The following is a 12,643-nucleotide window of genomic DNA, read 5'->3' as shown; positions in this document are numbered from 1 at the left end:
GTTCCATCCTACTCTTTAAGAACCAACGGCAAACCAGCAGCAACAAAGGTAACGCGATGGCAAACACTGGCTAGTTTTTGATTCATCCGTCCTGCATTATCCACAAAATAACGACTAACCGCCCCCAAAGGTACAATGCCCATTCCAACCTCGTTAGAGACGAATATTAACGTCGCATCTGAGCCACGTACCACCTGTATAAGCTTTTCAATTTCTGCTTCTAGCTTCTCATGGGAACATTCATCACCTAACTCAAATATCCAATTGTTGAGCCACAAGGTTAAACAGTCGACCAATACAACATCGGTGGTAGCGAAATTTGTCAGTAACTCAGATAAATGAAGGGGGCATTCATGCTCTTGCCACTCGCCCCCGCGTTGCTTTTGATGATGCGCTATTCGCTCTCGCATTTCTTGGTCAAATGGCAGCGCGGTTGCAACATAGTGTAATGATCGATGAGAAGCGACCGATAATTGCTTAGCTGTTTTTTCTGCCAAATGCGACTTCCCAGAGCGCGCGCCACCGAGTATCAATTGCTTCATGAGGAGTGATACAACCCAATCATAGTGAGATAAATAAGCAGTTCCGACAACTGCTGCGCTGCGCCAAGGCAATCCCCCGTGAAGCCGCCAATTCGCTTGATTAACCAACGTTTGAATATCAAACGAAATACCACGAGAACAAGCGATATCAAGATCGCATCCGCGATACCAAGCACAAGCAATGTTACACCACCAGTAAACAACAAAATGGAGACTTCTAGAGAAGACTGGCGACTTGCCAGCGGTTTACTTTTCGACGTATCACTGTCACTGACATAAGGCATGTCATAAATAAGCGTCGCTGCTAGTGCTCGGCTTGCGGTGTAAGCGACGACAATGACCAACCAAAAGAGCGGCAAGTTAGCGAGTTCACTCCAAAAAACATACTTAGCCAATAACGCCATAATGAGAGTGGCGGCACCATAAGTGCCAATACGACTGTCTTTCATAATAGAGAGGCGTCGCTCTACGGTCATGCCACCGCCAATGCCATCCGCCATATCGGTCAAGCCGTCTTCGTGAAAAGCCCCAGTTAACAATAAGCTAAACACCATCGTTAATACTATGGCAACCGACTCTGGGAAAAGAATTGAGGTGAGCGAAAATACCAAAGCGCAAAGCGCTCCAAGCACGAGACCAACTAACGCGAAGTAACGGCCTGCCTGATTCATGCGTTCTTCACTGTAAGGCAACGCTTGGGGCACGGGTAAGCGGCTAAAAAAACTGGTAGCTAATAGAAATAACTCCCACTGGTATCTTAACGATGACGGCATGACGTTCTCAGAATTATCAGGGACTGACACTAAACTGTAACTCCTGCACTCTCGAAGCTCGCCATTTTGTTGTAAAACTGGGCAGCAGCTTTTAACAGAGGCAAGGCAAGAGCGGCTCCTGTTCCCTCCCCTAGCCGTAAACCAAGGTCGAGCAGAGGTTCTGCTTTTAGATGTTCCAATACAAATTTATGTCCATTTTCTTCAGAGCGATGGGCAAACAACATGTATTCACGCGTTTCTTCGTCTAACAACGTCGCAATATAAGCCGCTACCGATACGATAAACCCATCCACTAAAACTGGAGTTTTAAGCCGCTTGGCTTCTAAAAAAGCGCCCACCATTTGTACGATTTCAAAGCCCCCAACCTGTGCGAGAATCGCTTTGGTATCAAGACCTCGACATCGGTTTACCCCCTGTGCTACCAGTTTATATTTGCGGCTCAACTGCTGTTGATTGATTCCGGTGCCAACGCCAACACAATAATCAATATCTAATGAGCTCAGCGCCGATAACAGTGCTGAGGCCGAACTGGTATTACCGATGCCCATCTCGCCGAACATTAAGAGGTTTGAACCATGCAAAATGGTATGCTCAGCAATCTTCGCACCATATTCTAAACCTAACGCCACTTGTTCTGGGGACATCGCGGATTGTTTAGAAAAATTAGCCGTACCGTTACCCAACCGTTGTTCAACCAAGTTGGGATGGGATTTAAATTCTGGAACCAGCACATCAATAGGAGCCAACATGCCGCAATCGATTACTTTGAGTTGAATGCCATTAATGTCGCAAAAACAGTTGATGGCTGCGCCGCCAGCGAGAAAGTTAGCCACCATTTGCTGAGTGACTTCGCTTGGCGCAATGCTCACACCCTCCTCTGCAACGCCGTGATCTCCAGCAAATACCAGCATGCTCGGTTTGCAGATAGCGATGGAATCAACTGGCTGAGGTTTATTCTGACTTTGAATAAGAGCTAACTGCAGTGCCACCTTTTCCAATAAGCCTAAAGAACCGACGGGTTTGGTTTTGTTATCTATGCGTGCTTGTATCTCCGCAGCAAAAGAGTCATCCATTTTTTACGTTCCTTTGATGTTGTCTGGGTGAGAGGTGTTCTGTTGTTCAAGAGGTCTTGTTCCGCGACAGTTTTTGCGCGCCCCACTATTGTATACACTTGCATCCAATTGGGGCAGCGCTAATCAAGTTTATCTCAGGATAGTCTGCCGAGTTCGCAGAGCGTCTCACCTTTCTTGCACGAGATTATAAGTAACTCGTTGAAATCCGCTACAATAGCTTAGACTATGTTCCCATATAGGAGAAAAGATATGGATAACAACACCTGCGCAATCATCGCCGGTGCAACTGGCTTAGTAGGCTCAAAAGTCATTGCAAACCTCATAAATCAATCAGGTGTTGGAACATTATATTATCTTTCTCGCCGCCCACTCGATGGCGTCCTAGATGTGGACAACAAGCTTATTCCTCTCATTGATGCAGACCTTTCTATCCACCAATGGGATGAGAACCAACCAACACCAACCATCGGCTTTATCTGTTTAGGCACGACCCTTAAGCAAGCAGGCAGTAAGGATAATTTGCGTAGAGTAGATGTTGATCTGGTGTGCAAAGTCGCGCAACAAATGAAAACAATCGGAGTCAAACGCCTTGCGGTTGTTTCTAGCCTCGGTGCAAATAGTAAATCGCCATCCCATTACTTAGCTTGTAAAGGACAAATGGAACAACGAATCGAAGCTATGGATTTTGAGGAAATCGTATTTGTTCGCCCAGGCCCGCTTGTTGGTCAACGTCAAAACCCAAGAATGGACGAGAAGTTAGTACAAACTCTGTTTAAGGTAATTCGCCCACTTATGCTTGGCAAACTGTCCAACTTTTTACCGATTCGAGCAGAAGATGTCGCCAAAGCGATGATTTATCAACTTTTCAGTTATCAAGAAGACTCGGTGGTTTACTTACAAAGGAAAGAAATGCGTGACTTACTGCATCACTACGAATAACCATTTTGTACAATTAACGTGCTAATTCACGCTCTCACGCGACTTAGATCTCGTTTTTATATTCATTTTAGATCTAGCTAATACCCGTTTGTCATTTTTAAAGTTATATCACGAGCGTTATCTTACGCTCCATAAATAAATCCGTATAAAACCCCGTATAAAAAACAACCGCCACTTCGGCTGGTTGATAAGGTCAAATTATGAATTTTGCAGTGATAGCCTCTCTAGCCGTCTTTGTTGGCATATTGTTCTTTCTATTTAACCAACAACAAAAGAAACACACTCTTTCACGTCTCGTTTTGATCGGTCTTGTTACCGGTTCTCTTTTTGGTCTTGCTTTGCAACTCATTCACGGTGAAGGCAACAGCGCTATTGCTCAAACACTTGAATGGGTAGGCATTGTAGGCAGTGGCTACGTTGGTCTACTGAAAATGGTCATCATGCCACTGGTGTTGGTATCGATGATCTCTGCAGTTGTTAAATTGGAGAAAGGTGGATCATTAGGTAAAATTTCTGGCCTGACCATCTCTGTTCTTCTAGTAACGACTGCAATTGCTGCACTCATCGGTATCTTGGTGACAACAACATTTGGCCTTTCAACAGAAGGTTTAACTGAAGGCGCGCGTGAAACCGCTCGTATCGCCGTTTTAGAAAGCCGTGCCGGTACAGTAAGTGACTTAACTATTCCTCAAATGCTAGTTAGCTTCATTCCAACCAACCCATTTGCTGATCTAACAGGTGCTCGCTCGACATCAATTATCGCTGTTGTGATTTTCGGCGTGTTAACTGGTATCGCCGCTCGTAAAGTGATGATGGAAAAAGCAGAGTTGGAATCACCGATTCGTACTTTCGTAGAAGCAGCTCAATCTATCGTTATGCGACTAGTGAAGATGATCATGGCCCTAACGCCATACGGCATCGCAGCACTGATGGCAAAAGTGGTAGCGACATCAAGCGCAGGCGACATCCTAAACCTACTTGGCTTTATTGTGGCGTCTTATGTTGCTATCGCACTGATGTTTGTTGTTCATGGCGTATTAGTCTCTTTTGTCGGCGTTAGCCCTGCGGAATACTTTAAGAAAATCTGGCCTGTACTGACCTTCGCGTTTACATCTCGTAGCTCAGCAGCAACAATTCCACTAAACGTAGAAGCGCAAATCACGAAGCTTAACGTACCACCAGCGATTGCAAACCTATCAGCATCGTTTGGTGCCACTATCGGCCAAAACGGCTGTGCGGGTATCTATCCTGCAATGCTTGCAGTGATGGTAGCTCCGACAATGGGCATCAACCCACTTGATCTACACTTTATCCTGTCATTGATTGCGATTATCACCATCAGCTCATTTGGTATTGCAGGTGTCGGCGGCGGTGCGACGTTTGCAGCCTTGATTGTTCTTCCTGCAATGGGCTTACCTGTGACCATCGCGGCACTGCTTATCTCTATTGAACCACTGATTGACATGGCACGTACCGCACTAAACGTTTCAGGTTCAATGACTGCGGGTACAATTGCTAGCCGAGTGCTGAAGTCACCAGAAAGTGAAGCAACATTGGAAGAAACACGAGCATAGAACTCAAATTCCTTCCAAAGCGATAAAACGTAAAATATCAAGCCGATGGTTCGCCATCGGCTTTTTTCATTTTCAAAAATTCAACTTGCATCTTTCGTTGCTAGTCAAGGCGTTGAATGGTCTAATACTGTCATCGGTTTTGTAAACGGTAAGCAGAATGCACCAAGATAATCAGCCCACTTTTTTCTTCTTTGATTATGAGACATGGGGAACCAACCCCGCGAAAGATCGCCCAAGCCAGTTTGCTGGTGTTCGTACAGATGAAAACTTTAATATCATCGGCGAGCCTTTAGTCATGTACTGTCAACCACCGGCTGATTATCTTCCGTCTCCTGAAGCTGCGCTTATTACTGGTATTACTCCGCAAAAAACGGTTCAAGAAGGCCTTTCTGAGCCAGAGTTTATCGCTAAGATTCACACTGAACTCGCGAGACCAAATACCACCAGTTTAGGCTACAACAGCATTCGCTTTGATGACGAAGTGACCCGTTATACTTGTTATCGCAACTTTATCGATCCATACGCATGGAGTTGGCAAAACGGTAACTCACGTTGGGATTTACTCGATGTACTACGCGCGTGCCATGCCCTTCGCCCAGAAGGCGTAGAATGGCCAGAAAACGAAGATGGCTTCACTAGCTTTAAATTAGAACATTTGTCCGTGGCTAACGGCATAGAACATAGTAACGCGCACGATGCCATGGCAGATGTGGTTGCGACTATCGAAATGGCAAAGAAAGTAAAAGCAGCGCAACCAAAATTGTTTGATTACTTTTTTTCTATGCGCCAAAAGCGCAAGCTCAATGATTTAGTCGACATCGTCAACATGACACCGTTGATGCACGTTTCAGGCATGCTAGGGCGCGAATGCCAGTACACTAGCTGGATTGTGCCTGTTGCTTGGCATCCAACCAATAATAACGCCGTTATCACCATCGATTTAGCGAAAGACCCTCAACCTATTCTTGAGCTATCCGCAGAAGAGCTGCACGAAAGACTCTACACGAAGCGCGAAGATCTTGGTGAATTGCTACCAGTGCCAGTTAAACTAGTTCATTTGAACAAATGCCCTATTCTCGCCCCTGCAAAAACGTTAACGGCTGAAAATGCAGAGTCTATTGGCATTGATCGCCAACAATGTCTCGCCAATCTCGCTTTGTTGCGCCAACATCCTGAAATTAGAGAAAAGCTGATTAGCCTCTTTTCAGTCGAGCGCAAATTCGATAAAAGTGATGACGTCGATACACAACTTTACGACGGGTTCTTTTCTCCAGCCGATCGCGCAGCTATGGATATCATTCGCGAAACCGATCCGAATAATCTTGCTGCATTAGACATTGAATTTGATGACAAGCGCATTAAACCTCTATTGTTCCGCTATCGTGCGCGTAACTTCCCAGGCACATTAGACGAGCAAGAACAAAGACGCTGGGCATTACACTGTCGAGAAGTGTTTGAAAGCCAAATTGAAGAGTACATGCTGAATTTAGAAAACTTAGTTCACGAACATGAAAGTGACGAAAAGAAGATTGCGATATTAAAATCCGTGTACCGTTATGTAGAGAGCTTAGCTTCTTAACTCCTCCTAATACAAGCGCACCTTATGGTGTGCTTGTTGTTTATATACTGTCAAAATGATTAAAGAACGATTCTTACAACTGATCCAACTGCTCATTTCAATCTTCCTCATCATGGGGGCACTTGGCATCGGAATTACCATTCAAAAGTTCACTGGCGTTTCCGTCCCAGGAAGTGTCATCGGTATGCTCGTACTGTTTTTCTCTATGACTCTTGGGCTTGTAAAGGTCGATTGGGTCAAACCGGGCGCCACGCTATTTATCCGCTACATGATTTTGTTGTTCGTTCCTATTAGCGTGGGATTAATGCAACATTTCGATATGCTACTCGCTAATGCCCTCCCTATCATTGCTAGCGCAGTTGGAGGCTCACTCATTGTACTAGTCAGCCTCGCTTGGCTGCTGGACTACTTGCTAAAGGAGAAGCACTGATATGTGGTTAGTTGTTACCATTGCGGTTTTTCTTGTCGCGCGCCAAATCGCAATCAAAGTGAATAATCCTCTAGCAAATCCTTTGCTGATCAGTATTGCAGTGCTCATTCCTTTGCTTACTTACTTAAATGTACCGTTTGAAACGTATTATGCGGATAACGAAGGGATCAGTTTTTTACTTCAACCAGCCGTAGTTGCTCTGGCTTACCCGCTATATGAACAACTACCACAGATTAAAGCAAACTGGCGAATCATCACTTTTGCTTGCACAGTAGGCAGTGTGATGTCGATGATGACAACCACCTTGATCGCAGTCGCTTTCAAAGCAGATATCAGTTTAATCGCAAGTCTAGTGGGTAAATCCGTCACTACGCCAATAGCAATGGAAATTTCGAGTCACCTCGGTGGTGAAGCTGCCGTTGCGGCGATCTTGGTTCTGATTGTTGGTTTATTGGGCGCGATTTTGGCATACCCAATTTACAACTTAATTGGAATTAAACACCCGATTGCACGTGGTCTGACAATGGGTACAGTCTCTCATGCCTTAGGCACCGCTACTTGTGCAGAGAAACAGCCCATAGATGCCGCGTTCTCATCACTCGCATTGGTTTTATGTGGGATCATAACTTCTATTTTGGCTCCAAGTTTTTTTGCTTTGGCGGTCTGGCTATATCAATAGTTAAGCGCTCTCGGTCTGCCCTCCTTCCGGCAGGCCGTAGCCTTTCCGTTTCTTACTTATCCCTTTTCAAAACCCTATCTTATCTATCAAACTCACCCAGTAATATCGTGAAGGGACTTGACTGAGATATACATTCATAGCATGAGCATTCTAGGTGCTACCACTCGCTCTAGATTACGTAGGTATAAAGTAGCGTAGCGGTAAAAGTCGCGTTAGTAACATACTCCTGCTCCTTGGTCATATGAATATATACTGATATGGTTAATTGTGAGACGGAGATAACGCTTCACACCTGTGCAATCGAATACATGTGTGAGCTCACTCTAATTATGTAACAGAATTATCAATTGCATTACTTATCGTGATCTAACGCACGGAACATTTCTATCTTTCACATAGAATAACTGTCCATGCAATAACAAGGATTCAACATGAAAAGTCGCATTGAACAGGCGCTAGCAGGCGCTCCAGAAGCACTTTCCAAACAACTTGCTCCTATCATCCAAGCTGATGATTTTGATGCTACGCTTTCAGTTCAACAATTTGAGCAGTTGCTTTCAGCTACCGGTCTATCAGACAAAGAGCTTCGTGTTGCGCTACTTCCTTTTGCCGCAGCGTACTCCTATGCTCCCCTTTCTGACTTTTATGTCGGCGCTATCGTTCGTGGTCTTTCAGGTCGCCTTTACTTCGGTGCCAACATGGAATTCTTTGGTGTACAGTTGGGTCAAACGGTTCACGCAGAGCAGTCTGCGATTAGCCATGCTTGGATGAAAGGCGAACGTGGTGTTAAGGATATCACTATCAACTTCAGCCCATGTGGTCACTGCCGCCAGTTCATGAATGAGTTATCTACCGCAAACGAGCTTAAAATCCAGCTCCCAGAACGCGAAGAAAAGTCACTTCATGAATACCTGCCTGAAGCCTTTGGACCAAATGATCTCGGTATCGAGTCCGGCTTAATGGCAGAAGTTAAACACCAATTCTCATGTGATGATGAAGACGCACTCATCCAAACTGCAGTTGAAGCGATGAACATGAGCCACTCTCCATACACCAACAACTTGAGTGGTTTAGCATTAGAGATGACTAGCGGTCGTGTATTCCAAGGCGCTTATGCAGAAAATGCAGCGTTTAATCCTAGCTTGCCACCGCTACAAGTTGCGCTAATCCAAGTTTTACTTGCGGGTGAAACCTTTGACAGCATCAAAGCCGCTGCATTGGTAGAGAACTCAGAAGGTAAGATCAGTCATTTAGCCGATACGCAATCAACGTTGGAAGCGTTGAATCCAGATATTCCGCTTAGTTTTGTCAACGTATAAACGACAAATTCAACAAAAAGCTCTACAACATGTAGAGCTTTTTTATTACCTAAAAACCAAAAGCAAACGTTTGCTTTGTCATAAAACTTCAGTATGATCTCCTGCAATTTCTGTCTCATCACTCTATTTTGTAAGGGAACACTATGTTTGGCACTGCAACTAGCGCAAATGCTACCCGTGTATTACTTTTAGGCTCTGGCGAACTCGGTAAAGAAGTCGCCATTGAATGCCAGAGACTTGGTTTAGAAGTGATTGCTTGTGATCGCTATGCCAATGCTCCAGCGATGCAAGTCGCTCACCGTAGTTATGTTATCGACATGTTAGATGGGAACGCCTTAGAAGAAGTTATTACGAAGGAACAACCTACTTACGTCGTACCAGAAATTGAAGCCATCGCAACCGGCAAACTGGTAGAGCTTGAAGAAAAAGGACTGAATGTTGTTCCAACCGCTAAGGCAACCAGGCTAACAATGAATCGTGAAGGTATCCGACGTTTGGCAGCAGAAGAACTGGAATTGACGACTTCACCTTATCGTTTTGCAGATAACTTTGAAGACTTCAAAGCCGCGGTTGAACATGTGGGTATTCCGTGCGTGGTGAAGCCAGTGATGAGCTCTTCCGGTAAAGGGCAAAGTGTTATCAAGACCGAAGACGACGTTACAAAAGCATGGGATTACGCTCAGGAAGGCGGACGTACGGGTGCAGGTCGCGTTATCGTGGAAGGTTTTATCGACTTCGATTACGAAATCACTTTATTGACCATCAGAGCCGTTGACGGTGTGCATTTCTGTGCTCCAATTGGTCATCGTCAGGAAGATGGCGACTACCGCGAATCATGGCAACCGCAAGCTATGTCAGAAAACGCAGTAAAAGCAGCTGAATACACGGCTGAGAAAGTGGTAAACGCGCTCGGTGGCTACGGCATCTTTGGTGTAGAGCTGTTTGTCAAAGGCGATAAAGTCATTTTCAATGAGGTCTCTCCTCGCCCTCACGATACGGGTATGGTTACAATGATTTCGCAGGAAATGTCTGAGTTTGCTCTCCACGTGCGCGCGTTTACCGGAATGCCAATTAATAATATTGTGCAATATGGCCCATCTGCGTCTGCTGTTATTCTTGGACAAGGAACTTCCACAAACATTCGCTTTGAAAACCTAAGCAAAGCTTTAGCTCAACCTCAAACACAAGTTCGTCTATTCGGTAAGCCAGAAATCGATGGCCGCCGCCGTTTAGGTGTTGTCCTTACGCGACGAAAAACCACCGAAGAAGCCGTTCAAGATGCTGTTGAAAGTGCTTCAAAAGTGAATATCATTTATTAAATACGAACCACTCATACAAAAATAGCGCAGCTCAAATTGCTGCGCTATTTCGTGTTCCAAACCGAAGAGAGCCTATTCACTCTCGATTAAGTACACTTCTTCAGAGAAGCGACTTAAGCCTTTTTTCACAATTTTAGGATGATTCTCGTCAGCTTCATCTACGTTCAAACAAGTAACTTTGTAACCTGAAAATAACTGCTCAATCTCTTCGACCGGCACGCTAAATGGAGGCCCCGCCATCTCTTCTTGAGGATAGTTGAGTGTAACAAGCAAAATACGACCGCCTGGGTTCAGCAGTTGCTTGAGACGCTCTACATACTCCTCTCGCATATCTTGCGGTAAAGCAACCAACGCGGCGCGATCATAAATGATATCGGCTTGAGATAGTGGTGCAGTGAAAAAGTCCCCAGTATAAATAGAGAGCTCATCAAATTGATAAAGCTCGTGCTTGCCATTAAGAGGCGTTACCGTTGGCGTGTAAAAATGTTCAGCAAAAAAGGCACGCACAGCAATATGGCTTAGCTCAACACCTTCAACCGAATCATGCTTCATCGCTAGCCAAATCAAGTCTTCTGACTTTCCACATAAAGGAACTAACACTTTATCTTCACGCTTTGGATTAGTGTGTTTCCAATATACTGGTAATAGCGGGTTTACATCTTCCAAGTGAAATCCGATCTGATTGCTGGCCCATTTGTTATGCCAAAATTCTTGGTCTCTCATTTTACTTTCTACTTGTCGGCTGTTTTCATTTTGAGAGGTAAGACTAACGTTTTTTTTCAATTTGTCTATGCCGTTCATCTTTGGTTAATACTGCGGTGATAGGATGTAATCGGTCTCATAGGAGACGCGCCTCTATCTGATAATCAGAATAAAGAAAAGAGAAATGGTGATCTAACGCACGATTCTACTTCAAGATAAAACTGAAACCTTGGAATCTTTCGTAATGGCCCCATTTATAAGTTAGTACCTGATTTGCCGAACTTAGCGACCTTTATGTTCCCTATTTTCTAAGTACAAGCAAGTTAAGGAGAGTGAATGAGCTTATTTCTTCGTACTACAGCATTGATGCTTTTGGTACTTAGCCGTGCACCGGCATTTGCCGCACTTCCAATTACCCCTGCGCCTAGTGGCGAACAAAATCGTTCAACCAGCCAAAACGAAGTTTGTTCGAAACTTTTTAAACACAGCCTTAGCGGTTTATATGGCATTCAGTCAATCGACACCACACCAACTCAGCCATATTCTGACTTCGACATTCTTTACAGCAAAGCTCACCAAGCGCAATTTGAACTTGAAACTATCTGTAAAAGTACCGCACTTCTTAATGACGCTCAGCCATACTTCGCAGGCGTGAAATCCAAACAACGAGCAGAAGAAAAGATAGCTTTAGAGTTAGATGGGAAAGTTGAACGTATTACTGACCTAGCACGTGCAACGATTGTAGCTGAAGACGTCGCGAGTTTAGTCTCCATTTATGAAACGTTAGAGCGTGAAACAACGATTGTGAAAGTAAAAAATCGATTCAAAAAACCTGGCCCTTCAGGATATAGAGACTTGAACTTGCTCGTTCGTTTACCAAAAACAAACCTAGTAGCCGAAGTTCAACTGCACTTGAAAGCAATCGCAGATGTAAAAAGCGGTCCCGAACACGACCTATACGAAAAAATCCAGAAACTAGAACGTCAAGCGATGTTGGAAAAACGTGAGCTAAGCGAAATAGAGCTTGCCTCTATTCGCAACATGCGTACACAGTCTAAGAACTTGTACCAACAAGCATGGCAACCATACTTAACAACGCATCTAGAAGCGGCGTAACCGATATCATTAAGCGTCTCTCATAAACAGAAAAACCACCGCATTGCGGTGGTTTTCATTTGTATGCACACGAATTTTACGCAAAAAAAGACCACGCCTTAGCGTGATCCATTTATTCGGCTTACTGTACTTTCTTCAGGTTTTCTACACGAGCTTTTAACTTCTGACCCGGGCGAAAAGTCACTACACGTCGAGCAGTAATTGGAATATCTTCACCAGTTTTCGGGTTACGACCAGGTCGTTCATTCTTGTCACGAAGATCAAAGTTACCAAAACCTGACAGTTTTACCTGTTCGCCACTTTCCAGTGCCTTACGAATCTCTTCAAAGAACACTTCCACCGTTTCCTTGGCGTCCCGCTTACTAAATCCTAATTTATCAAACAGGTTTTCTGCCAGTTCGGCTTTTGTGAGCGCCATAAAACTTTCCTCAAAGCTATGTTAAACAATGCTACGTTAGTGTAGCGCCAGAGCAGTTTTACCCTACCAATTCAACAACATATCGGGGTTACATCAGGAAGTGTATGACAAGCTTATGATTTTCGCCAACTTTTTTCTTGGCGAACAAAAGGAATAGCACTACGTAAATTATTGTTAAAC

General features: G+C 44.5%; 13 protein-coding genes. 8 read left to right on the top strand and 5 right to left on the bottom strand.

The window, feature by feature from the left end; translation table 11 throughout:
- Nucleotides 1-8 precede the first annotated feature (8 nt).
- The 3 genes from cobU to cobT are packed head-to-tail and all read right to left on the bottom strand — an operon-like array spanning nucleotide 9 to nucleotide 2,388.
- Nucleotides 9-542 (bottom strand): bifunctional adenosylcobinamide kinase/adenosylcobinamide-phosphate guanylyltransferase, encoded by a 534-nt coding sequence (gene cobU, locus R7Q47_RS04490; protein WP_213962602.1) that lies wholly within the window; start codon nucleotides 540-542, stop codon nucleotides 9-11.
- Nucleotides 539-1,315 carry an adenosylcobinamide-GDP ribazoletransferase gene (locus R7Q47_RS04485; RefSeq protein WP_213962632.1) on the bottom strand — a complete coding sequence of 259 codons (777 nt, stop codon included), beginning with the start codon at nucleotides 1,313-1,315 and terminating at the stop codon, nucleotides 539-541. The genes cobU and R7Q47_RS04485 overlap by 4 nt, the downstream gene beginning before the upstream one ends.
- 29 nt (nucleotides 1,316-1,344) lie before the next feature.
- Complete coding sequence (gene cobT, locus R7Q47_RS04480) at nucleotides 1,345-2,388, bottom strand: nicotinate-nucleotide--dimethylbenzimidazole phosphoribosyltransferase (protein ID WP_005377883.1); 1,044 nt, start codon at nucleotides 2,386-2,388, stop codon at nucleotides 1,345-1,347.
- A 249-nt stretch (nucleotides 2,389-2,637) separates the two neighbouring features.
- Between cobT and R7Q47_RS04475 the strand changes: the two genes are divergently transcribed.
- The 7 genes from R7Q47_RS04475 (at nucleotide 2,638) to purT (ending at nucleotide 10,227) form a co-directional block, all read left to right on the top strand.
- Nucleotides 2,638-3,327: an NAD(P)H-binding protein gene (locus R7Q47_RS04475; protein WP_053350419.1), complete on the top strand. Its 690-nt coding sequence runs from the start codon at nucleotides 2,638-2,640 to the stop codon at nucleotides 3,325-3,327.
- Between the two features lie 200 nt (nucleotides 3,328-3,527).
- Nucleotides 3,528-4,901, top strand: coding sequence for an L-cystine transporter (locus R7Q47_RS04470; RefSeq protein WP_248487540.1), 1,374 nt, complete (start codon nucleotides 3,528-3,530; stop codon nucleotides 4,899-4,901).
- Between the two features lie 157 nt (nucleotides 4,902-5,058).
- A complete protein-coding gene (gene sbcB / locus R7Q47_RS04465) occupies nucleotides 5,059-6,480 on the top strand; it encodes an exodeoxyribonuclease I (RefSeq protein WP_017820876.1) in 1,422 nt (473 codons plus the stop codon).
- A 55-nt stretch (nucleotides 6,481-6,535) separates the two neighbouring features.
- Nucleotides 6,536-6,910 carry a CidA/LrgA family protein gene (locus tag R7Q47_RS04460; RefSeq protein ID WP_005397786.1) on the top strand — a complete coding sequence of 125 codons (375 nt, stop codon included), beginning with the start codon at nucleotides 6,536-6,538 and terminating at the stop codon, nucleotides 6,908-6,910.
- 1 nt (nucleotide 6,911) lies between these two features.
- The gene (locus R7Q47_RS04455; protein ID WP_005377888.1) at nucleotides 6,912-7,589 is read left to right on the top strand and encodes an LrgB family protein; all 678 of its coding nucleotides are present in this window, start codon (nucleotides 6,912-6,914) and stop codon (nucleotides 7,587-7,589) included.
- A gap of 431 nt (nucleotides 7,590-8,020) precedes the next feature.
- A complete protein-coding gene (gene cdd / locus R7Q47_RS04450; protein WP_206959126.1) occupies nucleotides 8,021-8,908 on the top strand; it encodes a cytidine deaminase in 888 nt (295 codons plus the stop codon).
- Between the two features lie 143 nt (nucleotides 8,909-9,051).
- Nucleotides 9,052-10,227 (top strand): formate-dependent phosphoribosylglycinamide formyltransferase, encoded by a 1,176-nt coding sequence (purT, locus tag R7Q47_RS04445; protein WP_021033842.1) that lies wholly within the window; start codon nucleotides 9,052-9,054, stop codon nucleotides 10,225-10,227.
- A gap of 72 nt (nucleotides 10,228-10,299) precedes the next feature.
- Here the strand turns inward: purT and R7Q47_RS04440 are convergent, their stop codons facing one another.
- A complete protein-coding gene (locus R7Q47_RS04440) occupies nucleotides 10,300-10,950 on the bottom strand; it encodes a thiopurine S-methyltransferase (RefSeq protein WP_154204661.1) in 651 nt (216 codons plus the stop codon).
- Nucleotides 10,951-11,265: 315 nt separating this feature from the next.
- Here R7Q47_RS04440 and R7Q47_RS04435 point away from each other — a divergent pair, with 315 nt between their 5' ends.
- Nucleotides 11,266-12,045 (top strand): phosphoribosylglycinamide formyltransferase, encoded by a 780-nt coding sequence (locus R7Q47_RS04435; RefSeq protein ID WP_025766820.1) that lies wholly within the window; start codon nucleotides 11,266-11,268, stop codon nucleotides 12,043-12,045.
- A 121-nt stretch (nucleotides 12,046-12,166) separates the two neighbouring features.
- Here R7Q47_RS04435 and ihfA read toward each other — a convergent pair whose 3' ends face one another.
- Nucleotides 12,167-12,463, bottom strand: a complete 297-nt coding sequence (gene ihfA, locus R7Q47_RS04430) for an integration host factor subunit alpha (protein ID WP_005377899.1) — start codon at nucleotides 12,461-12,463, stop codon at nucleotides 12,167-12,169.
- Nucleotides 12,464-12,643: the final 180 nt, after the last annotated feature.

It is taken from the genome of Vibrio sp. Vb0349, assembly GCF_033338975.1.
The sequence above is the reverse complement of the archived record's forward strand: the minus strand, read 5'-3'. Positions and strand labels throughout refer to the sequence as shown.

Excerpts from the sequence above, each read along its gene's own strand:
- cobU (WP_213962602.1), bottom strand. The coding sequence starts at position 542 with ATGAAGCAATTGATACTCGGTGGCGCGCGCTCTGGGAAGTCGCATTTG.
- R7Q47_RS04485 (WP_213962632.1), bottom strand. The coding sequence starts at position 1,315 with ATGCCGTCATCGTTAAGATACCAGTGGGAGTTATTTCTATTAGCTACC.
- cobT (WP_005377883.1), bottom strand. The coding sequence starts at position 2,388 with ATGGATGACTCTTTTGCTGCGGAGATACAAGCACGCATAGATAACAAA.
- R7Q47_RS04475 (WP_053350419.1), top strand. The coding sequence starts at position 2,638 with ATGGATAACAACACCTGCGCAATCATCGCCGGTGCAACTGGCTTAGTA.
- R7Q47_RS04470 (WP_248487540.1), top strand. The coding sequence starts at position 3,528 with ATGAATTTTGCAGTGATAGCCTCTCTAGCCGTCTTTGTTGGCATATTG.
- sbcB (WP_017820876.1), top strand. The coding sequence starts at position 5,059 with ATGCACCAAGATAATCAGCCCACTTTTTTCTTCTTTGATTATGAGACA.
- R7Q47_RS04460 (WP_005397786.1), top strand. The coding sequence starts at position 6,536 with ATGATTAAAGAACGATTCTTACAACTGATCCAACTGCTCATTTCAATC.
- R7Q47_RS04455 (WP_005377888.1), top strand. The coding sequence starts at position 6,912 with ATGTGGTTAGTTGTTACCATTGCGGTTTTTCTTGTCGCGCGCCAAATC.
- cdd (WP_206959126.1), top strand. The coding sequence starts at position 8,021 with ATGAAAAGTCGCATTGAACAGGCGCTAGCAGGCGCTCCAGAAGCACTT.
- purT (WP_021033842.1), top strand. The coding sequence starts at position 9,052 with ATGTTTGGCACTGCAACTAGCGCAAATGCTACCCGTGTATTACTTTTA.
- R7Q47_RS04440 (WP_154204661.1), bottom strand. The coding sequence starts at position 10,950 with ATGAGAGACCAAGAATTTTGGCATAACAAATGGGCCAGCAATCAGATC.
- R7Q47_RS04435 (WP_025766820.1), top strand. The coding sequence starts at position 11,266 with ATGAGCTTATTTCTTCGTACTACAGCATTGATGCTTTTGGTACTTAGC.
- ihfA (WP_005377899.1), bottom strand. The coding sequence starts at position 12,463 with ATGGCGCTCACAAAAGCCGAACTGGCAGAAAACCTGTTTGATAAATTA.